Annotated in this window: 26 protein-coding genes; 17 read left to right on the top strand and 9 right to left on the bottom strand. The window is 30.7% G+C overall.

The annotated features are described in order from the left end of the window. Window positions 1–130 precede the first annotated feature (130 nt). From C8C83_RS22160 to C8C83_RS22135, 6 genes are all read left to right on the top strand, one after another. On the top strand, window positions 131–928 hold the full coding sequence (locus C8C83_RS22160; RefSeq protein WP_121330729.1) for a hypothetical protein: 798 nt from the start codon (window positions 131–133) through the stop codon (window positions 926–928). A gap of 53 nt (window positions 929–981) precedes the next feature. Beyond that, on the top strand, window positions 982–1,473 hold the full coding sequence (locus C8C83_RS22155; RefSeq protein ID WP_121330728.1) for a hypothetical protein: 492 nt from the start codon (window positions 982–984) through the stop codon (window positions 1,471–1,473). Then, a complete protein-coding gene (locus tag C8C83_RS22150) occupies window positions 1,452–1,940 on the top strand; it encodes a hypothetical protein (RefSeq protein ID WP_121330727.1) in 489 nt (162 codons plus the stop codon). Before C8C83_RS22155 ends, C8C83_RS22150 begins: the two co-directional genes overlap by 22 nt. 25 nt (window positions 1,941–1,965) lie before the next feature. After that, window positions 1,966–2,469 (top strand): hypothetical protein, encoded by a 504-nt coding sequence (locus C8C83_RS22145; RefSeq protein ID WP_121330726.1) that lies wholly within the window; start codon window positions 1,966–1,968, stop codon window positions 2,467–2,469. A 66-nt stretch (window positions 2,470–2,535) separates the two neighbouring features. After that, entirely contained in the window at window positions 2,536–3,144 is a 609-nt protein-coding gene (locus tag C8C83_RS22140; RefSeq protein ID WP_121330725.1) for a hypothetical protein, read from the top strand. Window positions 3,145–3,197: 53 nt separating this feature from the next. Next, window positions 3,198–3,827 carry an MCP four helix bundle domain-containing protein gene (locus C8C83_RS22135; protein ID WP_121330724.1) on the top strand — a complete coding sequence of 210 codons (630 nt, stop codon included), beginning with the start codon at window positions 3,198–3,200 and terminating at the stop codon, window positions 3,825–3,827. Here the strand turns inward: C8C83_RS22135 and C8C83_RS22130 are convergent, their stop codons facing one another. From C8C83_RS22130 to C8C83_RS22100, 7 genes are all read right to left on the bottom strand, one after another. Then, entirely contained in the window at window positions 3,828–4,241 is a 414-nt protein-coding gene (locus C8C83_RS22130; RefSeq protein ID WP_121330723.1) for a nuclear transport factor 2 family protein, read from the bottom strand. Between the two features lie 2 nt (window positions 4,242–4,243). After that, window positions 4,244–4,768, bottom strand: coding sequence for a TetR/AcrR family transcriptional regulator (locus C8C83_RS22125; protein WP_121330722.1), 525 nt, complete (start codon window positions 4,766–4,768; stop codon window positions 4,244–4,246). A gap of 292 nt (window positions 4,769–5,060) precedes the next feature. Beyond that, window positions 5,061–5,903, bottom strand: coding sequence for a DUF2911 domain-containing protein (locus C8C83_RS22120; protein WP_121330721.1), 843 nt, complete (start codon window positions 5,901–5,903; stop codon window positions 5,061–5,063). A gap of 67 nt (window positions 5,904–5,970) precedes the next feature. Then, the gene (locus tag C8C83_RS22115) at window positions 5,971–6,633 is read right to left on the bottom strand and encodes an HAD family hydrolase (protein WP_121330720.1); all 663 of its coding nucleotides are present in this window, start codon (window positions 6,631–6,633) and stop codon (window positions 5,971–5,973) included. 245 nt (window positions 6,634–6,878) lie between these two features. Beyond that, window positions 6,879–7,595, bottom strand: a complete 717-nt coding sequence (locus C8C83_RS22110) for a tRNA threonylcarbamoyladenosine dehydratase (RefSeq protein WP_121330719.1) — start codon at window positions 7,593–7,595, stop codon at window positions 6,879–6,881. 116 nt (window positions 7,596–7,711) lie between these two features. Further along, entirely contained in the window at window positions 7,712–8,359 is a 648-nt protein-coding gene (locus C8C83_RS22105) for a TatD family hydrolase (RefSeq protein WP_121330718.1), read from the bottom strand. Continuing rightward, entirely contained in the window at window positions 8,359–8,958 is a 600-nt protein-coding gene (locus C8C83_RS22100; RefSeq protein ID WP_121330717.1) for a DUF1684 domain-containing protein, read from the bottom strand. Before C8C83_RS22100 ends, C8C83_RS22105 begins: the two co-directional genes overlap by 1 nt. Window positions 8,959–9,055: 97 nt before the next feature. Here C8C83_RS22100 and C8C83_RS22095 point away from each other — a divergent pair, with 97 nt between their 5' ends. The 7 genes from C8C83_RS22095 to C8C83_RS22065 all read left to right on the top strand — a co-directional run bounded on the left by C8C83_RS22095 (window position 9,056) and on the right by C8C83_RS22065 (window position 16,396). Further along, window positions 9,056–10,273, top strand: a complete 1,218-nt coding sequence (locus tag C8C83_RS22095; RefSeq protein ID WP_121331421.1) for an MFS transporter — start codon at window positions 9,056–9,058, stop codon at window positions 10,271–10,273. A gap of 656 nt (window positions 10,274–10,929) precedes the next feature. Then, the gene (locus C8C83_RS22090) at window positions 10,930–11,298 is read left to right on the top strand and encodes a BlaI/MecI/CopY family transcriptional regulator (RefSeq protein ID WP_121330716.1); all 369 of its coding nucleotides are present in this window, start codon (window positions 10,930–10,932) and stop codon (window positions 11,296–11,298) included. A gap of 6 nt (window positions 11,299–11,304) precedes the next feature. Continuing rightward, on the top strand, window positions 11,305–12,885 hold the full coding sequence (locus tag C8C83_RS22085; RefSeq protein ID WP_121330715.1) for a M56 family metallopeptidase: 1,581 nt from the start codon (window positions 11,305–11,307) through the stop codon (window positions 12,883–12,885). A gap of 27 nt (window positions 12,886–12,912) precedes the next feature. After that, a complete protein-coding gene (locus C8C83_RS22080) occupies window positions 12,913–13,281 on the top strand; it encodes a BlaI/MecI/CopY family transcriptional regulator (protein WP_121330714.1) in 369 nt (122 codons plus the stop codon). Window positions 13,282–13,285: 4 nt separating this feature from the next. Beyond that, window positions 13,286–15,040 carry a M56 family metallopeptidase gene (locus C8C83_RS22075; RefSeq protein ID WP_121330713.1) on the top strand — a complete coding sequence of 585 codons (1,755 nt, stop codon included), beginning with the start codon at window positions 13,286–13,288 and terminating at the stop codon, window positions 15,038–15,040. A 258-nt stretch (window positions 15,041–15,298) separates the two neighbouring features. Beyond that, window positions 15,299–15,439 carry an SsrA-binding protein gene (locus C8C83_RS22070; RefSeq protein WP_121330712.1) on the top strand — a complete coding sequence of 47 codons (141 nt, stop codon included), beginning with the start codon at window positions 15,299–15,301 and terminating at the stop codon, window positions 15,437–15,439. 111 nt (window positions 15,440–15,550) lie between these two features. Further along, a complete protein-coding gene (locus C8C83_RS22065) occupies window positions 15,551–16,396 on the top strand; it encodes a DMT family transporter (RefSeq protein WP_121330711.1) in 846 nt (281 codons plus the stop codon). 90 nt (window positions 16,397–16,486) lie between these two features. Here C8C83_RS22065 and C8C83_RS22060 read toward each other — a convergent pair whose 3' ends face one another. Beyond that, complete coding sequence (locus tag C8C83_RS22060) at window positions 16,487–17,041, bottom strand: fasciclin domain-containing protein (protein WP_121330710.1); 555 nt, start codon at window positions 17,039–17,041, stop codon at window positions 16,487–16,489. A 209-nt stretch (window positions 17,042–17,250) separates the two neighbouring features. Here C8C83_RS22060 and C8C83_RS22055 point away from each other — a divergent pair, with 209 nt between their 5' ends. From C8C83_RS22055 to C8C83_RS22040, 4 genes are read left to right on the top strand one after another with little or no spacing between them, the layout of a single operon-like run. Beyond that, window positions 17,251–17,787, top strand: coding sequence for a biopolymer transporter ExbD (locus tag C8C83_RS22055; RefSeq protein ID WP_121330709.1), 537 nt, complete (start codon window positions 17,251–17,253; stop codon window positions 17,785–17,787). A gap of 28 nt (window positions 17,788–17,815) precedes the next feature. Then, the gene (locus tag C8C83_RS22050) at window positions 17,816–18,346 is read left to right on the top strand and encodes a biopolymer transporter ExbD (protein WP_121330708.1); all 531 of its coding nucleotides are present in this window, start codon (window positions 17,816–17,818) and stop codon (window positions 18,344–18,346) included. 13 nt (window positions 18,347–18,359) lie between these two features. Next, the gene (locus C8C83_RS22045) at window positions 18,360–18,887 is read left to right on the top strand and encodes a biopolymer transporter ExbD (RefSeq protein WP_121330707.1); all 528 of its coding nucleotides are present in this window, start codon (window positions 18,360–18,362) and stop codon (window positions 18,885–18,887) included. A 15-nt stretch (window positions 18,888–18,902) separates the two neighbouring features. After that, window positions 18,903–19,433, top strand: coding sequence for a biopolymer transporter ExbD (locus tag C8C83_RS22040; RefSeq protein WP_121330706.1), 531 nt, complete (start codon window positions 18,903–18,905; stop codon window positions 19,431–19,433). A 182-nt stretch (window positions 19,434–19,615) separates the two neighbouring features. Here the strand turns inward: C8C83_RS22040 and C8C83_RS22035 are convergent, their stop codons facing one another. Beyond that, window positions 19,616–22,330, bottom strand: coding sequence for a T9SS type A sorting domain-containing protein (locus C8C83_RS22035; RefSeq protein WP_121330705.1), 2,715 nt, complete (start codon window positions 22,328–22,330; stop codon window positions 19,616–19,618). Window positions 22,331–22,393: the final 63 nt, after the last annotated feature.

The following is a 22,393-nucleotide window of genomic DNA, read 5'->3' as shown; positions in this document are numbered from 1 at the left end:
GCAAAAAGAACTACAAACTAAAAAATAATTAAAACTATAGTAATGACAAAATATTTTTATTTAATAATTATTCAAGAGAAATTAGCAAAATGAGAAACTTATTTTTTTTAATGATTAACCTTAAAAAATTATGAAAATTAAATTTTATTTCACTTTGGTTTTTACTTCAATCTTTCTAAGCGTTAATGCTCAAAAAATCAATTCAGTTAAAATAGATAGTTTATTTGCAGAATTTAAGAAAAACTCATTTTACGGAAATGTATCTCCAGCTAAAAAAGAACTAGAAAATTACCAAAAGGATATTATTCCTGAATTAATTAAACTGTTAAAAGATACTACTTTTTCAAAATTAACCGGCACTGCTGACCTAATTTACCCAGGAACTACAACATTTTATGGTCGCGGAGAGTATTTACCGTATAATATAGACTGGATTTCCATACGATCAGGTTGGTTGCTTGAAGATCTAACGTTTCAAGATTTTGGTTATAAAAACATTGATGTAACTGATGAAACATTAATGAAGCTTTCAGAAGAAAACTATAATGATTATATCAAAAAAGGCAGTTATGAATTAGATTGGAAAAATAAAACCATCGAAGAGAGAACTGCGCAATACAGAAAAAACATTTCATTAAACGCTAAAAAGTGGTGGAAAGAAAATGGTAAAAAATGGAACAGAATTTCTGCAATTAAAGAAGCTCTAGAATCTAATAATGAAAATAGACTGAGTAATGTTTTTCAATATTTAAGATTTGGGGAATCAAAATCTGATAATTTGACGGTTGAAATTTTTAATAATGAAATAAAACCAATAATTGTTTCTTTAAAGAAGACAAGTAAATTTCCCGAGATACAAGAACAAATTGAATCAATTTTAGTTGAAACTGTAAATTCAAAAATATTAGACTTATCAAGAGTTCAATAAAAAATATTTTAGACAATCTTCAATTATAGAATTTCTAATTATTAGAATAAGAAATGATAAAACAAGAGTTCTCATTCCGTTTAAAAAATGCCAGTTTTATAGCGCTTGATTTTGCTGAACGTTACGTTTCAGATAAACTGAAACCTAATTTTAGATACAATGTTATCTTTACTGTCCCAAAACATGATGATAATGTTAAGTTTGATATTTACCCCGAAGACGAAGGAATTATAAAATTAAATTTAACCGATATTGAAGTAATTGATTTGCTTTATCGGAAGAATAAAGTTCCGATTTGGATTGATATAAATGTTCTGAAATCAAGTAGAAAAACTACAACTTTTAATCTTCTATGTGCCGGAAGATATAGTGATGACGATGAAGAATTATATTATAATGAGGATCACGCGGGACCATTTGGCATTAAAAGTCCAAAATTCCCTATTGGCTATAAGGAAGGTGAAAAATTTAAATTAGAAAAAACTAATATCTTTAGGGAATTATATTCCAAAATAAAACGATTATGTTTCAAAAACTCATTCTAATTGTATCACTTTATTTTTCTGTCCAAATTCAAAGTCAAAATATCGTTGAAGATGAAGGAACTATAGACAATTCAATCTCGGCACAACTTTATACAAAATGTTTTGAAAACTTAAATCAAGGTTCTGAGTTTTTAGAAAAAAATCCAAAATGGAAAGAGATAAAACTCTGTTCTCTTATGTATTGTATGGAGCTTTTGAGATACGAGGATAAAGAAATACAACAAATGGGCGAAGCCCGTTTAATAGGTATTGCGACACGGCTTTATTACGAAGAAACTCCTGTTATATTAACGATGGGAATGGACAGTTATCTGGAAGCGGAAAAGAGAAACCAAAACCTCGATGACGACGATCATATCGTTTATATCAGTTATGGCGAATGTATAAATCCCCGATATCTAACTCAAGCTGCTGAAATTGTAAACAAGCAAACGATGACATTAATTCATCAAAATAAATCAAACTAATTATAATCCATTAAATAAATTACAAATGAAAAAATATCTTTGGTTGCTGCTTACAGTATTCAGTTTGAACATTTATTCTCAGGAAATATTAACTAAAAATGATATTTATACAAAAGACAGTTTAGTGTATAAATTACAAGACAATAAACTTTTTACGGGTAAAGTTCAAAACTTTAAGCACAAAACTCATTTAGTTTCTGAAATTGAATTTGTTGATGGAATTTTATACAAAACCTCTGTTTATGCTAATGGAAAAGAAGTCATAGTTTTGGATGAAGATTATTACTATGAGAAAAGCTCTCAAATTAAAAAGAAAGTTAGGTATTTTGACCACAAAATAATGTCGACAACTTATTACGAAAAAAACGGAAATAAAAAACTCGAAGAAGAATTGAAAGATGGAGTTTTAATTTACAGTTGTCCTTACAATAATAATAATAAAAAAAATGGAACGCTTTTTTCAATCGATAAAAACGGAGAAAAGAAAGAATGTCTTTTTGAAAATGGCAAATTTATTAAAAACATATAGATTCCTTTATTGAATATTTGTAATAAAAAAGTACTATTTTAGTAGTTGCCAAAAACAAACCATTTAATGAAATATTCAGAGGAACTACAAAAACTACTTCCGCTAGGTTACATTTATCTTGTAATATTAGGAATACTCAAAGAGAGCATCTTTTATTATCAATTAGGAATAAATATCCTGAAATACTCCACAATCATGGATATTTTGATTAGTCCAATTGCTGAGTTTACTTCAAATCCTATAACACTACTATTTATAATATCCCTTTTTGCGTTTCATTATTATTTGCCGCAAATCTTCCAAAAATACAAGAACAATAAGACACTTCAAAAAGTGTTTGAATTAAAATCTACAAAAGAATTCTCAGAAGAAGAACTTAAAAATCATTACCTTTTTGCTTCTTTCAAAATGTTTGCTGTCATTTTATTATCATTTTTCATAGGAACTGGATTTGCTGGTGGCTATGATACTATACATCGTATTAGAGAAAACAAAGTAAAATATAATTATACTTTAAATTATAATAGTGGTGAATCTGAGCAAATTTACCTTATTAGTACCAATAGCATTTATTATTTTTATGTTCAAAAAGGAAAGAAAACCATAAAAATCGCGCCAATTGCTTCCATAAAAAATATTGAAAAGACACTAAATATTGGAATACTCGCAAAATAAAAGCAAAATAGATCTTATAAATCAGCTTTCTTAATCAATTAAAATACCACATTATGAAAGATTTAAAAAAATACAGCAATAAAACCAAGGCTGCTTATATTTTGCTTGTTGTCATGCTTATTATTTTATTGGGAAATTTTAATACGCTTCGGAATTCAAAAAACGTAAACGAAAATATTAATGCCATTTTTAATGATCGATTGGTTGTCGCGCATTATATCTTTCAATATTCTAAAGAACTTCATTTTATAAAAGCCGAAGCCGAAAAACTAGATCTAAGTGATACAACTAAAAAAAACGAAATTATTCATACACTTGACATCATTCATAATATTGATGATTTGTATTCTAAAACGGTTTTGACGAATAAAGAAAAGCAGCATTTTGATACTTTTTTGATTGTTTGCAAAGAAATAAACAATCATCTTGCAAGCAAAAACTGGGGTAAAATTAGCGCTTTGAGCCAGGAAGCCTTAACGACATTAGAATCTTTATCGCAAATACAGATTCAGGAAGGAAAAGCAAAATTGGCAAGCGCTAATGCAATGTATAATAAAAATAATAGTCTGGGACAATTGCAAATTGCTTTACTCATAATTCTGGGCGGAATTACTTTTTATCTCTTAATCGTAAAAAAAATTAAACGAAATATCAAAATACCGGAACCGCCAAGTCTAAACTAATTATTTCAATTTTCTGTCTTCTTCCCTAATTGCGAGATCGTTTATACTGGCAAATCTTTTTTGCATTAAACCGTTTGCGTCAAATTCCCAGTTTTCGTTTCCGTAAGCTCTGAACCAATCTCCTTCGGCATTTTGATATTCATATTCAAATCTTACTGCGATTCTGTTTTCGGTATGAGCCCAATATTCTTTTTTCAGCTTGTAATTTTTCTCTTTTTCCCACTTTTTAGCCAGAAAACGAACGATTTCTTCTCTTCCATTTACGAATTGATCTCTGTTTCGCCATTCGCTGTCTACGGTATAAGCTTTTGAAACTCTCTCTGGATCCTGGCTGTTCCATGCGTCTTCTGCTAATTGAATTTTTTCTAATGCCGTTTCATAAGTGAAAGGTGGCAATGGTAATTTCTGTTCCATTTTTATAAATTTAAAGTTTGAATGATTTTTTTAGATTGTTCGATAAGATTGTTTGATTTAAACAACTGACTTTCGATAATACAGCTTTCAAAAAGTAAATAAACGTGATCTGCAATTAGTTCGTTTTCAGTAATAATTTTGAAATAATTTCTTAAATCTGATTTATGACTTTGAATGACACTTAGGATTTTTACATTATCAGAAGGAATTTCAGAAAGTATATTTAAAAAGCTGCAACCTCTAAAATTTTCTTTCTGATTCATAAAAATCAAAAAATCAAATGAAGCTATAACTCGTCGTTTTGATTCCTTTTCATCTGAAACGAATTTCTCCAATTGCTCAAACCAATAATCATGACGCTGATTCAAAAAAGCCGCACATAAGTCTTCTTTAGATTTAAAGTGCTGATAAAAACTAGCTTTCGCCACTTTAGCCTCTTCAATAATCTGATTTATACCTGTCGCATTATATCCCTGTTTGTGGAATAAAACGGAAACTGTATCTAAGATTCTTTCTTTCGGTTGCATTTGTATGATGAATTATGAATACAAATGTATGAATTAAAACAATAAAAAACAGACAAGTCTGTCTATATTATTAAAAAGAAAAGTTAATCTCAATATTGTCATTTCGAACGAAGGGAGAAATCACACAAGAAATTCCACAAAGATTGACGCTTTTTATTGCGGAGTTCCTCGTGCGATTTCTCCTCTGTCGAGATGACAAAAATGTGCTAAACAAAAAAAAATCCAAATCCCAATATTAATTGGAATTTGGATTTTTTAAAATTTTCGAATTTAATAATTCTAATAAGAATCATTATCTGCTCCATTCAGCAATACTATCTTTATTTAGTTTTACGTAATCTTGATTGTTTGCAGCTTCTGCAGCGGCAAGTGAAGCTTTTGCAGTTTCAACAGCTCCTTTTTTATCGCCTTGTTTTGCTTGAATTTGAGCTTTTAATCTTAAGATGAAATAAGGTTTTTCAGTGCTCATATCTAAAGATTTATCTACATAATTTCTTGCGTTTTCGATACTTCCGTTAGATTGAAATAAATATTGAGCTGCAGCAAAATAATCATTTGAAGTTGGTCCAGCCAATGCTTTTTCGATACTTGCTGTAGCAGTTTTTGCAGTTGGAACTTCAAATTTTAAAGCAACATGAGAGTTTTCCCAAGCCATTTCTAAATATCCAAAGTTTGGATCTAAACCATTGATTCCAATTGTAAAAGTCTCAACGGGAGTTGGTAATGCGTTCTCTTTTACAGTAGTTCTTAAAGCAACATATGCATCGCTCCAGTTTTCTGGCAATCCCCAATTGTCTGTAGAAAGGTAAAAAATAACTTCCCAGCTTTCGATTTTAGGAATCGTATAAATTGCATATTTTCCTTTTTTCAAAGTCTTACCATCAATCACAACATCATCGCTAAAATTGATGATTGTGTTTTCATTAGCTCCAGTTCTCCATAATTTACCAAACGGAACTAAATTTCCAAAAACTGCTCTACCTCTGGCTCCTGGTCTTGAATAGGTAACTTCAACATCAGTCAAACCAACTGTTTGCTTAATATAGCCTTTCGGACTCGCTTGTGGGGTTTTTATTTGTGCTTCTGTAGCAAAAGGAGCCAAAATAATGGCTAATGCAATAAGTAGTTTTTTCATGTGAGTTTATTTTGTTTGTTCAAATTTACAAATTCAATTAGGTAACAAATGTTAAATTTTATATAATTCAAGCTCCTAATTGTGATATTTTTTGCGCGTTTAATTCGTTAAAATGATTAATAATTAAATCAGCATCAGACAGATCTTGCAATTTAGAATGAAGACTATTATAACCTACACAATAAATCCCTGCTGCTTTTGCCGCTTTTACGCCGTTTGTGCTGTCTTCTATTATAATACAATTTTCTTTTGGTGCTTTTGACAATGAAGCCGCATGTATAAAAATCGCCGGATTTGGTTTTGATTGCGGAAAATCTTCACCGCTCACGATATCCGTAAAATATTGGTGCAAATTGAATCTTGTAAAAACACGCTCAATCGTAACTTTTGAAGCCGAAGAAGCTAAAATCAATTGTATTCCGTTAGCGAATAAATCTTTAATCAAATCCTGGACGCCTTCTAATAAATACAAATCTTCTTTCGTGTCAAACGCATCATTAAAAATGGTTCTCTTTCTCTGAATCAAATCTTCAACTTCATGCTCAATAGTCGGAAAAAATCCCTTCAAAGCCTGAAATGTGTTGCGAGTCGAAAATCCCGTAAAAGAAGTATACATCTCCTCACCTACGCTAATATTTAATTCCGAAAATTGTTTGTAATAAGCATAACGGTGAACTGGTTCAGTGTCTACAATTACACCATCCATGTCAAAAATTACTGTTTTAATCATTTTTTTTTAAGGTACTAAGGTTCTGAGATGCTAAGGTTCTAAGATTTTCTTATTGGAACGTATAATTTAGCGTCTTTTGTTTTGTGGTAATTTCGTTTTTTATTTTGGGTTCTTTGACTTGCGAAAACTTTGACAAAGTTCACGTATGTCCAGAACTTGAAACACTTTTTCAAGGCTCTAAAATTCTACGATTTTCAGTTGCAAGCTTAGTAACTTAGCATCCCAGAACCTTAGAACCTTAGAAACTATTCTTTAGCAAGTAAATGTCTAATCACTGTTTCGGCAACATGAAGACCAAATAATCCCGGCATATAACTGTTGGTTCCGTAGAATGATTTTTTGAAGTTTTTACCATCTGTCAATTTCAAGCTTTTTTCATCTTGAATTTCAGAAGAGAAAACTACTTTTAACTTGTTGATTTTTTCAACTTTCAGACGTTTTCTGATGGTTTTAGAAAAATAACAATTTATCGTTTTAGAAATATCCGTCACTTTCACTTTTGAAGCTAACATTTTTCCCCCAGCGCCCATGCTGCTTATGATTTTTACTCTTTTTCGTTTTGCAGCGATAATCAAATTTAATTTTGGAGTAATACTGTCAATACAATCCAAAACATAATCAAACTCTGGAGAAACGATTTCAAAAGCTCTTTCAGGAGATAAAAATTCCTGAACACGAGTTAATTTCAATTCCGGATTAATATCCATTAAACGATCTCCAACAATTGTGATTTTTGGCTGACCAACAGTCGAATGTAAAGCCGGTAATTGTCTGTTAATATTTGTGATATCTACCACATCTCCATCTACAATTGTCATGCTTCCTACTCCGGCTCTAGCCAAAAATTCTGCTGCAAATGATCCAACTCCACCCAAACCTACAACCAAAACATTTGAGTTCTGTAGGTTTTGCAATCCTTCTTTAGTAAATAAAAGCTCGGCTCTTTCTGTCCACTCTGCCATATCTTAATTTTGTTTCTTTTGTTTGTTTTTTTACTTTTTTTGTTTCAGGTTTAAAGTTTCAGGTTTCACTGCCGATAAGACTGAGCGAAATCATTTTACCTCTCACCTTTTACAAATTACTTTTCAAATACTGATGCAAAATTACTTGAGATAATCTCTTGCAATTCTTTGATTGTTATATTTTTATATTCTGATGCTAAATCATAAACCTGACTAATTCCTTCTTCAATTGTATCTGTTTCCAGAAAAAACCGATCATTTGTTACATTCAGAAACACCGATTTTAATTCCGGATTTCTAAGTAAATATTTTCCAAACGAAATATAAAATCCTGCTTTGATAAGCTGTTCCGCAATTTGACTATTCTTAGAAAAACCATGAATAATCATCGGAACCGAAATTTTCAGCTTCTTTTTAATTGCAATCACTTCCTGAAAAGCCGCAACGCAATGAATTACAACAGGTTTTTTATATTTTTCGGCCAAAGCCAATTGTTTTTCAAAAACTAAAATTTGTTGTTCTAGCGGAACTTCGATTCGTTTGTCTACACCACATTCTCCAATTGCAAGACAATTTTTCATTTGTAATTTTTCTTCAATAATTTTCAATTCGGCATCAATTTGATCTTCCTTAATGTACCAAGGATGAATTCCAATCGAATAAAATGGAATTGTAGCATCAAATTCTTGCGGATATTGATTGACCAATTCTAAAATATTAGGTTGATTTGTAAATTGATGTGTATGAAAATTGAAAAATTCCATTAATGAAACGTTTTTACACCTGCTTTAATTTCCACTTTCAAATCATTCTCTAAAGGAACAAGCGGACATGAATATTTATGATTGTATGCGCAATATGGATTGTAAGCCTCATTAAAATCTACTGCAATCGTGTTTCCTTTCGGGATTTTCAAATCAATATATCTTCCTCCTATATAACTCTCTTTTCCGCTTGTTAAATCTGAGAATGGCAAAAACAAATGATCTTTATATTCTGTTGTTTTCGAAAGTTCAATATTTCGGTAAACATTTAATTTCAACTCAACGCCGTCTAAAGTAAAATATAATGTTCCGAATTTAATGTATTTTGGTGTTCTTGTTCCTGTCGTTTTCATTTCGAAAACTTTCTCATCTTTTGCTTTTTCAAATTTTGCAACGACAGCATATTTACCAGAAATTGGGAAAAAATCCAAAGTTTTAAAGTTCTTTAAATCTTCAGCCATTAACGGACTCGTCTTAGCGTCAGCATATTCTGAGTTTATTTTGTCCTGAAATTTTTTCGCATCATTCTGGTCAAATTTCTTTTGGCTAAAGCCAAAATTAAAAGCCAATATTAAAGCCAATACAATCGCATTTTTCATCTTGGAAATTTTCAGCAAAAATAGTTTAAAAGTAACAATGCGACAACCACTATACGTGACAAAGTTTCCTAACTTTGTTGCAAATAACTTATTTATAATGCTCAAAACCGCTTTTAACCATTACATCAACAACTTTAAAGGATTTTCAAGAGAAATTTGGATACTTACAATTGTCACTTTTATCAATCGTGCCGGAACAATGGTACTTCCTTTTTTGTCCAAATATCTAAAAGAAGATCTTCAATTTACTTATAATCAAGTTGGTTGGATAATGGTAGCTTTTGGACTTGGATCGATGTTAGGTTCCTGGTTAGGCGGAAAATTATCAGACAAAATCGGATTCTATAAAATCATGATTTTTAGTTTATTCACAAGTGGAGTTTCGCTTTTCTTTGTACAATATATTACGACATTTTGGGCGCTTTGTATCGCTATGTTTATCTTAATGACAATTGCTGATATGTTCAGGCCCGCAATGTTTGTTTCGCTTGGCGCTTATGCAAAACCCGAAAATAGAACTCGAGCATTGACCTTAGTACGTTTGGCGGTAAATCTTGGCTTTGCTGCAGGACCGGCTTTAGGAGGTTTGATTATTATGGGAATTGGTTATTCCGGTTTATTCTGGGTTGATGGTGCGTCATGTATTATCTCTATTTCAATATTTGCATTATTAGTTAAAGAGAAGAAAAAAGTCGTTCATGAAGATAAAATCGAAAGCGCAGCCGAAATAAAATCAGTATTTCATGATAAAATCTTTTGGGTCTTTTTGTTTGTGAGTTTTGTTACGGCAATGATTTTCTTTCAGCTTTTCACAACGCTACCTTTATATCATAACGAGAAATTTGGCTTAAGTGAATTTCAAACCGGATTATTAATGACTCTAAACGGACTTTTGATATTTGCCTTAGAAATGCCAACAGTTGGTTTTATGGAAAGAAAAGGATTTCCGAAAATAAGAATTATAATTCTCGGATCGTTTGTTATGGCATTAAGTTTCTTTCTATTATTAATTAATGTCTGGGCAGGAATTTTGGTTATAAGCATGATTTGTATTTCGATTGGCGAAATTCTGACCTTCCCTTTTTCGAATGCTTTTGCGTTAAGTCGCGCGCCCCGAGGACAAGAAGGCCGATATATGGCGCTTTATACGATGAGTTTTAGTCTGGCTCATATTATTAGTTCGAAAGTTGGTTTTGAGATCATTTCTCGTTTAGGATATCAAATCAATTGGCTTTTTATGGCTTGTATTGGAGTTTTTGCTACTCTTTGCTGTTTTTGGATTAAGAAAGCTTTATCTAATGAAAGGGTTAGTTAAAAACTTCTATTTAATGTTGGTTTAACCGCAAAGCTCGCAAGGTTTTTTTGTTTTGGATTGTGGTTAGTAAACGCAAAGTTCGCAAAGCTTAGTGAGAAATAGCACGCGGATGACACGGATTCGCTAAAGCGAAAACGCGGATTTTTTTATCTTTTCGACCGAAAAGAAATCACAACCGAAACTAGACGAATATTGATGATTTTAGATACGTAGTTAGTTGAATTAAATTTATATGTTTATACAGGTTTTTCTATAAACGTAAAGTTCGCAACACTAAATCAACATAAAGCTTTGCGAACTTTTTTCGATAGAAAGCAACTTCCCGCAAAAAGCGTAAATCTTTCCGAACTTTGCGAAAAATCTTAGCGCGCTTTGCGGTTAATTTTTCATTTCAATAAAGAATAAAAATAAAATCCGTCAAAATCCGCGTTTTCGCTTTAGCGAATCCTTGTCATCCGTGTACCATTTTCTTTCCCGGCTTCACGAACTAAAATATTTATAAAAAAACTCAACTTGCTTTTTGCCCTATTTTAAAGGCTTTTACGGCAGTTTTTCTATTCTAAAAAAACTTTCAAACGCTTTTTTTAGTTAAATAACTAGTTTTGTAGTTGCGTAACTAGAAAAATAGTTGTAGGTTTGAATTAAAATTAGAAAACATGCAAAAGTTAACCAACAAAGAAGAGGAAATCATGCATATTTTATGGAGGCTTAAAAAAGCTTTTGTAAAAGAAATCCAAGCAGAAATTACCGAAGATCAACCTCATTATAATACACTTTCTACGATTGTTCGTAATCTTGAGGAAAAAGGTTTTGTGGGACATAATGCTTTTGGAAATACACATCAATATTACCCTGCAGTTACACTTGAAGCTTACAGTAAAAAGTTTATGAATACGGCTATTGACAACTTCTTCAATAGTTCTTATAAAAATATGGTTTCATTTTTTGCTAAAGAAGAAAAAATTTCTGCAGCCGAATTAAGAGAAATTCTTGCTATGATTGAATCTCCAAAAGAAGAAAAATAATCGTTTATGGAAGCACTTTTTATATTTATAGCAAAATCAAGCGGATTATTACTCTTGTTTTTCTGTGCGTATATCTTTTTATTACGCAAAGAAACATTCTTCAATAGTAACAGATGGTTTTTAATGGCAGGTTTAATTACTTCTGTTGTATTACCATTTTTGGTTTACACCAAAGTAGTATGGATTACTCCTACTCCACTTTCGAATATAAATTATTTAGAGCTTCATCCATTAAACGCAGAAAATAGTTCTTTTGAAATCAATTGGAATATTACGTTTATAGCTGTTTATACTATTGGTTTTATTGGCTTTCTAATCAAATTTGGAATCGATTTTTATAGTTTAAATACTATTATAAAAGGTAAAAAAATACAACAACAAGCCGATTTTAAATTTATAGATGTAGAAGAAAACATTGCTCCTTTCTCCTATTTTGATTATATCGTGTACAATTCATCAATGTATACGGCAGTAGAATTAGAGAGTATTCTGGAACATGAAAAAGTTCACAGCGATCAAAATCATTCCGTTGATGTTCTTATTTCGAGAGTGTTTTGCATCTTATTATGGTTCAATCCTATAATGTGGTTTTATAAAAAAGCAATTGTTCAAAATCTTGAATTTATTGCTGATAAAGAAGCTGCTCAAAAAATATCAGACAAAAAAGCGTATCAGTACACGCTTTTAAAAATAACAACACACGAATCATGTGTTGCAATTACCAATCATTTTTATCAATCATTAATCAAAAAACGAATCATTATGTTAAACAAAAATCAATCAAAAAAGAGTAATTCATGGAAGTATTATGTTGTAATACCAGCTCTTGCAGCATTTGTACTATTATTTCAAATCGAAGTAATTGCAAAAGAAAAAAGAGAAACGCCTGTTAAGTTTTCTAAAAAAGGAAATGAATCTATCGATGTTTTCAAAATCAAAAAAACGACTACAGATCAGGAATTGAAAGTTATTGCAGAAAAGTTAAAATTAAATCACAACATTGATTTTACAATTTCAGACTTGAAAAGAAATTCTCAAAACGAATTAACTGCAATAAAACTAAACGTAAAAAGAGGATCTGAAGAAGCTCAAGAATATCAAGTTTCAGGAGACAAAGCTATTAAAGATTGTGGAGTTATCGTCTTAACTGAAGCTGACGGTTCTAAAAAAATCAGTTTAGCTACTGATAATCAAGTTTCTGATTCTGGCAACAAAACAGACAAAATTAAAATCGTAAAAGTTCAAAATTCTAAAACCAACAATGATGTTAACACTAATTCTAATACTAGCACAAAAGCTGATTGCGTTGTTAGCACTACTAGTAGCGCTACTGTAAACACTAATGTAGACGAAAAAACAAGTACAAAAATTGTAATTAAAAGTGTTGGGCACCAAATTTTACAAGTAAACAATGACCCGTTAGTTATTGTTGACGGAATAGTAATTGGGAATCTTAATAAAGAAGATTTAAATATTATTGATCCCGAAAATATCAAAGCAATAAATGTTCTTAAAAGCCCTGAAGCCAAAGCAAAATATGGTGAAGATGCTATACATGGAGCCATTATTATTGAAACAAAAAAATAGTTTGAATTGCATTTAAAAACTAAAATTATGCAAAAGCTGACCAACAAAGAAGAAGAAATCATGCATATTTTATGGAAGCTTAAAAAAGCTTTTGTAAAAGAGATTCAAACAGAAATCACTGAAGATCAACCGCATTACAATACACTTTCGACTATTGTTCGTAATCTGGAAGAAAAAGGATATGTGGGACATAATGCTTTTGGAAATACTCATCAATATTATCCAATAGTAAGTATTGAAGATTACAGCAAAGGTTTTATGAGTACAGCAATTGACAATTATTTCAATAGTTCTTATAAAAGTATGGTTTCATTTTTTGCTAAAGAAGAAAAAATTTCAGCGGCAGAATTACGTGAAATCCTGGCTATGATCGAAACTCCACTTGAAGTAAAATAACGTTATGGAAGCACTTTTTATTTTTATCGCAAAATCAAGCGGATTACTGCTGCTGTTTTACTTTGCTTATTATGTTTTATTACGCAAAGAGACTTTTTTCAATAGCAATAGATGGTTCTTGCTTGCCGGACTAATAACTTCTGTTGTATTGCCATTTTTGGTCTATACCAAAATTGTTTGGATCGATCCAACTCCGGTGACAATGTCTGCAGTAGATTATTCGAGAGTTTATACTCCGCATGCAGTTGAGCAGGAATCTTTTCAAATTAACTGGAATTATGTAGTTCTTGCTATTTATAGTATTGGTTTTCTTGCTCTGATAATAAAATTTGCGCTTGATTTCTATAGTTTAAATTCTGTCTTAAAAGGAAAAAAAGTTCATCAACAAGCTGATTTTAAATTTATAGATATTAGCGAGAATATTGCTCCCTTTTCTTATTTTGATTACATCGTGTACAACTCATCAATGTACACAGCTTCGGAATTGGAAAATATTATCGAGCATGAAAAAGTGCATAGCGATCAAAATCATACTGTAGATGTTTTGATTTCAAGAGTTTTTTGCGTTCTTTTTTGGTTCAATCCTATCATGTGGTTATACAAAAAAGCGATTCTTCAAAACCTTGAATTTATTGCAGATCGTGAAGCTGCCAAAAACATATCCGACAAGAAAGCGTATCAATACACGCTTTTAAAAATCACAACGCACGAATCATGCGTTGCAATCACCAATCATTTTTATCAATCATTAATCAAAAAACGAATTGTCATGTTAAACAAAAATCAATCAAAAAAATGGAATTACTGGAAATATTATGCCATAATTCCCGCACTTATTGCTTTTGTGCTGTTGTTTCAAATTAAAACTCTTGCTCAGGAAAAAAGTCAGTCTCAGGAAGTTTCTCAAACTAATGATTCGGATGACACTTACAACATTACTAAAAACACTACTGATCAGGAGTTAAAAGTAATTGCTGAAAAACTAAAAAAGAATCATGGTGCAGATGTTGCTGTTTCTAATATAAAGAGAAACTCTAAAAAGGAATTAATAGGAATTAAAATCAGTATTAAAAAAGGATCTGAAGAAGTTCAAACCGTTCAAATTGATGGCGATGAAGCTATAGATAGCTTTGGAATTTCTGTTTCGACCGAAAAAAATGGCATTAAAAAAATCGGTATTGTTACAGATGCAGAAAACGACAAATCAACTGAGTATCAAAATCGTGTAGCTGAAGTTACAGAGTATAACGGTCAGAACATGCCCACTCCTCCGGTTCCTCCTACACCTCCTGCAACGCCAGAATTACAGCCAGCACCTGTTGCTCCGATAATGCCTGTATTGCCAAAAGATTTAGAGCTACCAACTCCGCCAAATATGTCAAATATGCCAAAACCTCCCGTATTACCAAAAAATATTAAGGACAAAGTGGCTATGAAAGATTTTGACAAAAAAATGGTTGAATTTCAGAAAAAAATGGATGTATTTCATCCAAAAATGGACGCTTATCAAGATCAAGTAGACCAAATCATGTCAAAACGTGAACTTGTTTATGACAAAGAAATGGAAAAGTATGAAATCGCTATGGATAAATTTGGAGCTGAAATGGATAAATATAGCGCACTTATCGACCAACAATTTGGAGGAGATTTTGAAAAGAAAATGGAGCAATTTGAGAAAGACATGAAGGTTTATGAAAAAAACATGAAAGAGCATGAAAAAAATATCAGAAAATTTGAAAAAGACAATAAACGATCTTAATGCAGAAATTAAATAAAGTAAAAGCCAGTGTTTCTAAACACTGGCTTTTTTTTTGAAGAAATATATTTGTTTGTATAATTTTATAATTAGCAATAAAAACTGACTTAAGATGCATTAAATACAGAAAATTTCACAAATAGGAATTGAGTTATAAGCACCCAGTAACCTTTTAATACTCAATACTAAATCCCTGAAAGACTTTGCTTAACTGCAAGGTCTTTTTTATATCTTTGCCAAAAAAAAAAAAAATAACCTACCATGTATAAAATTTTAGCCAAAATCAACAAAATTCTTTTACCAAGTTTTACAAAACAAGGTTTAGATATTTCGAAAGCAAAAAAATGGCAAATGGCAATTATTGGTTACCGGGCTTTTATTACAAAAAGAGCTTTACAATAATATAACATGTTTTAAAATAGTTGGAATTTAATTCCAACGATACTTTCTTCTAAGAGATAAAAGATTCACTTTTCCTATTTCAATTCTTCTTATCTCCTTTTTATAATTATCATGAAAAATAAAGATTTTAATATACCGCCTGTTTATGCAGTACTTTTGGCTATTGTAAGTGTACAATGTGGCGCCGCAATTGCAAAAACCTTATTTCCTGCAATTGGAGCTGCGGGAACAGCATCAATACGAATTGGAGTTTCAGCTATAATTTTACTGATTGCATACAGACCAAATTTAAAGCAAATTACAGCTGATCAATGGAAAATTGTTGTTCCATATGGTTTGGCTTTAGGTGCAATGAATTTGATTTTTTATATGGCAATAGAAAGAATCCCAATTGGACTTGCTGTAACCTTAGAATTTATAGGTCCATTAGTGGTAGCTATAATTGGTTCGACCCGTTTAGTTGATTATTGCTGGGTTTTACTTGCAGCAATCGGGATTGCACTTATTGCACCCTGGTCAAATAATAGTATAGATTCTTTAGGAGTTTTATTTGCCTTATTAGCAGGAGCTCTTTGGGCGGCTTATATTGTTTTAGGCGGAAAAGTTTCTAAAATAATGCATGGCGGCCAAGCAGTTGCAACCGGAATGTTGTTTGGTGCAATTTTAATACTTCCGTTTGGTTTTTATGAAAATGGATTGTCCAACCTAACTCCAAAACTTCTTGGAATGGGTGTTGCACTTGCTCTTTTATCAAGCGCTATTCCATTTACTCTTGAAATGAAAGCTTTAGGTCAGCTTCCTCCTCGTACTTTTAGTATATTAATGAGTTTAGAGCCTGCTGCAGCTTCAGTTTGTGCCTTTATATTCTTGCAGGAATATTTGACTTTCTATGAAATATTAGCTGTTTTTTGTGTTGTCATAGCTTCTGTTGGATCGACTTTAACAGCTAAACGATAAGCTTTTAAAATTCAAATAATAAAAAATTCCAAATTCAAACTTTATAAAGTTGGAATTTGGAATTTTTTATTATTGGGACTTTGTGCAGTATTACATTTTTGGCAACAATACTGTATCAACTACGTGAATTACACCATTAGATTGATTTACGTCAGCGATTGTAACTTTAGCTTTGTTTCCGCTTTCGTCGCTAATATAAAGGTCTTTTCCTTTCATCCAAGCTGTTAGAGATCCACCGCTAACGGTTTTAATAGTTGCTTTTCCTTTACCTGCTTTAATTGCTTTTGCAATATCAGAAGCATTCCATTTTCCTGCAACAACGTGATAAGTCAAAATAGTTTGCAATTTTTTGATGTTTTCAGGTTTCAATAATGTTTCAACAGTTCCTGCTGGTAATTTAGCAAATGCTTCGTTTGTTGGAGCAAAAACGGTAAACGGCCCTTTTCCTTGTAATGTTTCTACTAATCCAGCAGCTTTTACAGCAGCAACCAATGTAGTATGATCTTTTGAATTTACGGCATTTTCAATAATATTTTTGTTTGGGTACATTGCAGCTCCACCAACCATTTTAGTTTTTTGTGCAAATGATGTAAATCCAAATCCTAATGCTAAGATTGCTACGGCTAAAAATTTTCTAGTTTTCATAATGAATGTTTTAAGTTATAAGCTCATTTACGGGATAGTTTTCGATTTGGTTTTATTAAAAATTCAAAAAAGTTTCAAAATCATTGTAAAATCCTTAAAAACCGTTGTAAAACAACACATTGAAAGTTTAATTTATTTTTAATTATTTTTAAAATCAGTAAAGTCTTTGTATTACTTTTATTATTAACTTTAGTAAAAAATCATTCGATATGGAGAATCTCCCTAAGAAAATAAGAAGTAAAAAATTAAGTACGAGAGTTGATTTAACTGCAATGGTTAGTGTTTCTTTTTTACTGATTATCTTTTTTATGGTTACGATTGAATTAGCAAAGCCTAAGGCGATTGATTTAAGTTTACCTGCAAAAAATTTCGATGAGGAATGGAGTTGTGTAATTACTTGTGGTGCAGATGTGAATCGTATTATAACTGTTTTACTTGATGATAATGATAAAATCGTAACTTATTCTGGACTTTTATATGCTCCAATAGCAAATCCAAAAGAGTTTAATTATGGAAAAAACGGAATTCGTCAAGAGCTTTTTAAAAGAAGAAAAAACATTTTGGAATATTCAACAGCGATGGGAAAGCCAAGAAACGGTCCCATTGTAATTATAAAACCAAGTAAAAAATCAAATTTCAAAAATTTAGTCGATATTTTAGACGAAATGGCGATTGCTAAAATTGAAACTTATACTATTGTAAATGATTTTACTCCGGAAGAATCTAATCTTTTAGCTTCAAAATAAACATATCATTCAACTTAACCAAGAAGCCATGGAAAATCTCCCTAAGAAAATAAGAAGTAAAAAGTTAAGTACAAGAGTCGATTTAACCGCAATGGTTAGTGTTTCTTTCTTGTTGATTATATTTTTCATGGTTACGATTGAGTTGTCAAAACCTAAAGGGATTAGCTTAGGTTTACCTGATAGAGAAAGAGGATGCGGTGAACCAATTGCTGGATGTTATAATGGAAATCGTTTTTACACTGTTTTATTGGGGGAAAATAATAAATTAATAACATATGCTGGTCTACTAGACAGTCCTTTAGAAAAACCAAGAGAAACCAATTATAGTAAAAATGGATTTCATAGTGACCTTAAAACAGTTAACAAAAGAATACTTGAACATTCCGCTGCTATTGGTAAACCAAATCGAGGTGTAATTGTTTTTATAAAACCATCCAGCAAAAGTAATTACGGAAACCTCGTTGATATTCTTAACGAAATGAAACTTGCAAACATTGAGGCTTATGCTATTGTAAATGAATTCACTCCGGAAGAAACAAAACTATTAGCTTCTAATTAAAAATATTTCAAAAATGCAAAATCTACCTAAGAAAATCAGAAGTAAAAAGTTAAGTACAAGAGTCGATTTAACCGCTATGGTTAGTGTTTCTTTCTTATTGATTATATTTTTCATGGTTACAATTGAATTAGCTCAGCCTAAAGCTCTAATTTTAGATTTTCCAGATCATGGATGTTGTGATTGTCCATCGTCTTATCGACATGAAGGAGAAAACAGAGCGATAACTGTAATGTTAGGCGAAAATAATAAACTGATATATTATATGGGGCTTTCAGATTCTCCTATAATTTCTCCCAAAGAAATAGAATACGGTAAAGACGGAATCCGAAGAGAATTACTGCAAAGAAAAAATAATCTGCTTAAATATGCCGCTAAAGGTGCAAAACTGGAAAATATAACTGTAATTATAAAACCAAGTAAAAAATCCAATTACAAAAATCTAATTGATATTCTAAACGAAATGGAAATTGCAAAAATCAGTACTTATGCAATCGTACCTGAATTTACTCCCGAAGAATCAAAATTATTAGCTTCAAATTAAAAAAATATACCAGCCATGAATAATCTACCTAAGAAAGTTAGAAGTAAAAAATTAAGTACGAGAGTTGATTTGACTGCAATGGTTAGTGTTTCTTTCTTGTTAATTATCTTTTTTATGGTGACAATTGAGTTGGCAAAGCCGAAAATGATGGAGTATGAATATGGATACCGTGGCGGTTGTGGTCCTGAACCTGAATGTAACAAACCTGATGAAAATCGTATTCTAACTGTCCTACTTGATGATAATAATAAAATGATTACCTATATGGGACTATTGTACTCTCCAATCCAAGAACCTAAAGAGGTGCAATATGGTAAAAAAGGAATACGAAAAGAATTATTAGTCATTGATAAAAAAGTTCATGAATATTCTGCCGCAATGGGCAGGCCAGAAATTGGAGTTACAGTTATTATTAAACCAAGTAAAAACTCTAATTACGGGAATTTAGTCGATATTCTTGATGAGATAAAAATAACAGGAATAAAATCTTATTCAATTGTTGATTATTATACTCCTGAAGAATCAAAATTATTAGCTTCTAAATAAAAAGAAATTTCTTTTGAAAACGATTGCCATAGCCCCAGATAGAAGGGAAAATCCTTTTGTGCCGGCGTTCGGTACAAAAGATTGGAATGATAGCTGGAAATAGCTCCTAAAATCTAAATTTGAAACAAAAAGACATAAAAAAATCCCACATTGCTGTGAGATTTTCTATTTGTGATAGTTCTTTATAATTTAATAAACTTCATACTTGAACTTCCTTTATCTGATTTTACTTTTATAAAATAATTTCCTGTTCTAAGTTTTGAAACATCAATATTAGAAACTGATTTCGCATTTGGAATTGCGATAACCAATTGTCCCAAAATATCATAGATCCCAAATGAATCTATTTCTATAGCTTGAGTCGCTGCAATATTCAAAACATTATTAGCAGGAATGGGATATAATTTGAAATAGTTTGAAAATTCAAAATCCTTAGTTCCTAATGTTTTAAAAGTAGAAATTGCTTTATTGGTTAAAATTGGGAAATTATAATCAAAATAAATATTAGCATCATTTGTAAATGTATCTCCTGTTACTAATGTTGGTTTTGTTTTAATTTTAAATGCAATATAGCCGTCATTATTCGCGTCATCAAAAGGAAGATTAATATTTTCGAAAATGAATTCTACTTTGTTTTCATCTGAAATTTTAGTTACAAAAGAATGACTGGAACTTGTTGGAATCAATGTAGAGATATCAAATTTTGACAAATCAATCATATCTTTCACTACAATATTTTGAGCAGAATAAGTTCCTGTATTTTCAAAACGAATCATATAATGGACATACTCACCTATTAGACTTGGCGTGATTACATCACCTTCTAAACATGTTTTATCATTTGGATCAAAAGATCCTACAACCCTTTGATTTAACGTAAATGTATTATCATTTGGGGTTTCATCATTATCTTGTAATGAAATTGATACTATAAGATTTAAAATATCACCAATATTAACTGCAGGAGTTTCTGTTGGTCCATTTAAATTTAGAGTAACGAAGATTTCGCGTATTTCAAAAGGTTGCAAATTGGTAAAATTCCAAGTCAAACTATTACTACTCTGAGTTAAAGCAATTGGATTAGCTGTTACTAAATTTAATATTGTGCCATCGAATTTAAGATTTATCGTCCCCGATTGAGTATTGTTTCCTTTGTTTTTATAAACTATTTTATATTTCGCATCAAACCCTGGTCTTGCTTCTTCAATAGGTAAAAGCGAAACTTCTAAATCTGGATGAACACCATTTGCTGTCACGCAAAAATCTTGGATAAATGGACTAGCTTGTGTTGGAAAAGTTATTTCAATATTCTCAGGAAAGGCAATAAAATAATCCGGGTTTTCAAAAACTGGAGTAATTTTATGAGTTCCTTCTTTAACAGGAATAGAATAACCACCAGAAGAATTAGAGATAACATTTCCGGTTTTTACTCCATCAGTAATTTTAAACTTTAAGTTGGGAACAACTATATCCTTATTATCGCAACCATTCATATTACTATCTAATCTATGATTCCCTTGAATAACGTAGTGTGTTCCTCCCGGAGTAAATGAACAATAACTACTTATAGCGCAATTGAGATAACCAGCATTATTAATAGCGTTTTGTAAATTCTTAACATCATCATCATCAGCACAGATAAATTTAATCTTGGGACAATTATTCAAAAAGCCAGAATTTATATAACCGTTTTTTGTACTTAAAAATTTAAGGTCTTTATTATTCGAAACATCAAAACTAGTATTGCCTCTTGTATTTGACAATTCAATAGCTTGTAATAAAGTATTGGTACATTCAAAAGTTTCCATAAATCCTGATATATCTAAAGACGTAAGCGGATTATTGCTACAGTAAAATTTACTCGCAGGAACAGTTATACTAATAGAATTAATCAAATTCATTGAACAATTAAAATAATCTGCTCCTTTATAAGCTGGCAAAAAATTCAAATCAGTTAATTTATTGTTTGCAACATTAAGAGATGTGAAATATTTTATTGATCCTAAATTAATACTAGTTAATAAATTACTACCTACATTAAGGCTATTTAGTTTATTATCTGCTCTGGATAGATTGGATAAATCTATAGTTGCTAGTTTGTTTTTGTACAGAATTAAATCTATAATTAAGGGTAATTTATTTAAAGTTACAGAAGTCAATAAATTATCATAAGAATTCATTGTGCTAAGATTTGGTAAATCTGATAGAACTAAATTTGTTAATTTGTTTTGGCTGCAATTTAATTCCCCTAATTTGGATCCAGATTGTAATTCTAAATTTTTCAAAGAATTATTGTGGCAATCAATATACCACAATTCATAAAAATTTGTCAAATTTAGCCCTAATATTGCATTGTCATTACAGACTAATGTTTTTAATATATTTAAATTTTTATTATCAAAATCAATACTTGAAAGCAAATTGTTTTTACAATTAAGAGTTACCAGATCTTTAGCATTGGTAAGGTTTAAATTTGTTAATTTATTGTTTGAACAATCTAAATAGTTAAAAACAGGAGAATTAATGATATTTAGATTTGTAAGCAAATTATCTCTACAATCAAGTGTATTTAAATTTTTTAAATTTGATAAATCAAGAGTTGAAATTGAATTCTCATAACAATGTAGCAATGTCAAATTCTTAAAATCATTTATACCGGTCAAGTCCGATATCAAGCATTTATTGGCAATTAGCTGATATACACTCAAAGCTTCACTTGTCTCTATTTCTCCATTATTGTTTTTATCGATTTTGATCGAATTTCCATCTACATCTTTGCATAAAATCTTATTACTAATTAATGCTGTTTTAAAATTAGAATCTGGAATATTCACGACCTGAGCTTTCAAGCCATTAAAAAAACACAAAGCAAGAATTAAAAAGTAGATTTTCTTCATATAGGAAATTTTAAGTAAAAATAACTTTTTAAGATTATAACACAACTTTATTTGTTAAAATAT

Source organism: Flavobacterium sp. 90 (assembly GCF_004339525.1).
Taxonomy (GTDB): domain Bacteria; phylum Bacteroidota; class Bacteroidia; order Flavobacteriales; family Flavobacteriaceae; genus Flavobacterium.
This window is presented reverse-complemented; position numbering and strand designations above follow the sequence as displayed.

Coding starts and splice junctions, on each gene's coding strand:
- C8C83_RS22160 (WP_121330729.1), top strand. CDS start 131: ATGAAAATTAAATTTTATTTCACTTTGGTTTTTACTTCAATCTTTCTA.
- C8C83_RS22155 (WP_121330728.1), top strand. CDS start 982: ATGATAAAACAAGAGTTCTCATTCCGTTTAAAAAATGCCAGTTTTATA.
- C8C83_RS22150 (WP_121330727.1), top strand. CDS start 1,452: ATGTTTCAAAAACTCATTCTAATTGTATCACTTTATTTTTCTGTCCAA.
- C8C83_RS22145 (WP_121330726.1), top strand. CDS start 1,966: ATGAAAAAATATCTTTGGTTGCTGCTTACAGTATTCAGTTTGAACATT.
- C8C83_RS22140 (WP_121330725.1), top strand. CDS start 2,536: ATGAAATATTCAGAGGAACTACAAAAACTACTTCCGCTAGGTTACATT.
- C8C83_RS22135 (WP_121330724.1), top strand. CDS start 3,198: ATGAAAGATTTAAAAAAATACAGCAATAAAACCAAGGCTGCTTATATT.
- C8C83_RS22130 (WP_121330723.1), bottom strand. CDS start 4,241: ATGGAACAGAAATTACCATTGCCACCTTTCACTTATGAAACGGCATTA.
- C8C83_RS22125 (WP_121330722.1), bottom strand. CDS start 4,768: ATGCAACCGAAAGAAAGAATCTTAGATACAGTTTCCGTTTTATTCCAC.
- C8C83_RS22120 (WP_121330721.1), bottom strand. CDS start 5,903: ATGAAAAAACTACTTATTGCATTAGCCATTATTTTGGCTCCTTTTGCT.
- C8C83_RS22115 (WP_121330720.1), bottom strand. CDS start 6,633: ATGATTAAAACAGTAATTTTTGACATGGATGGTGTAATTGTAGACACT.
- C8C83_RS22110 (WP_121330719.1), bottom strand. CDS start 7,595: ATGGCAGAGTGGACAGAAAGAGCCGAGCTTTTATTTACTAAAGAAGGA.
- C8C83_RS22105 (WP_121330718.1), bottom strand. CDS start 8,359: ATGGAATTTTTCAATTTTCATACACATCAATTTACAAATCAACCTAAT.
- C8C83_RS22100 (WP_121330717.1), bottom strand. CDS start 8,958: ATGAAAAATGCGATTGTATTGGCTTTAATATTGGCTTTTAATTTTGGC.
- C8C83_RS22095 (WP_121331421.1), top strand. CDS start 9,056: ATGCTCAAAACCGCTTTTAACCATTACATCAACAACTTTAAAGGATTT.
- C8C83_RS22090 (WP_121330716.1), top strand. CDS start 10,930: ATGCAAAAGTTAACCAACAAAGAAGAGGAAATCATGCATATTTTATGG.
- C8C83_RS22085 (WP_121330715.1), top strand. CDS start 11,305: ATGGAAGCACTTTTTATATTTATAGCAAAATCAAGCGGATTATTACTC.
- C8C83_RS22080 (WP_121330714.1), top strand. CDS start 12,913: ATGCAAAAGCTGACCAACAAAGAAGAAGAAATCATGCATATTTTATGG.
- C8C83_RS22075 (WP_121330713.1), top strand. CDS start 13,286: ATGGAAGCACTTTTTATTTTTATCGCAAAATCAAGCGGATTACTGCTG.
- C8C83_RS22070 (WP_121330712.1), top strand. CDS start 15,299: ATGTATAAAATTTTAGCCAAAATCAACAAAATTCTTTTACCAAGTTTT.
- C8C83_RS22065 (WP_121330711.1), top strand. CDS start 15,551: ATGAAAAATAAAGATTTTAATATACCGCCTGTTTATGCAGTACTTTTG.
- C8C83_RS22060 (WP_121330710.1), bottom strand. CDS start 17,041: ATGAAAACTAGAAAATTTTTAGCCGTAGCAATCTTAGCATTAGGATTT.
- C8C83_RS22055 (WP_121330709.1), top strand. CDS start 17,251: ATGGAGAATCTCCCTAAGAAAATAAGAAGTAAAAAATTAAGTACGAGA.
- C8C83_RS22050 (WP_121330708.1), top strand. CDS start 17,816: ATGGAAAATCTCCCTAAGAAAATAAGAAGTAAAAAGTTAAGTACAAGA.
- C8C83_RS22045 (WP_121330707.1), top strand. CDS start 18,360: ATGCAAAATCTACCTAAGAAAATCAGAAGTAAAAAGTTAAGTACAAGA.
- C8C83_RS22040 (WP_121330706.1), top strand. CDS start 18,903: ATGAATAATCTACCTAAGAAAGTTAGAAGTAAAAAATTAAGTACGAGA.
- C8C83_RS22035 (WP_121330705.1), bottom strand. CDS start 22,330: ATGAAGAAAATCTACTTTTTAATTCTTGCTTTGTGTTTTTTTAATGGC.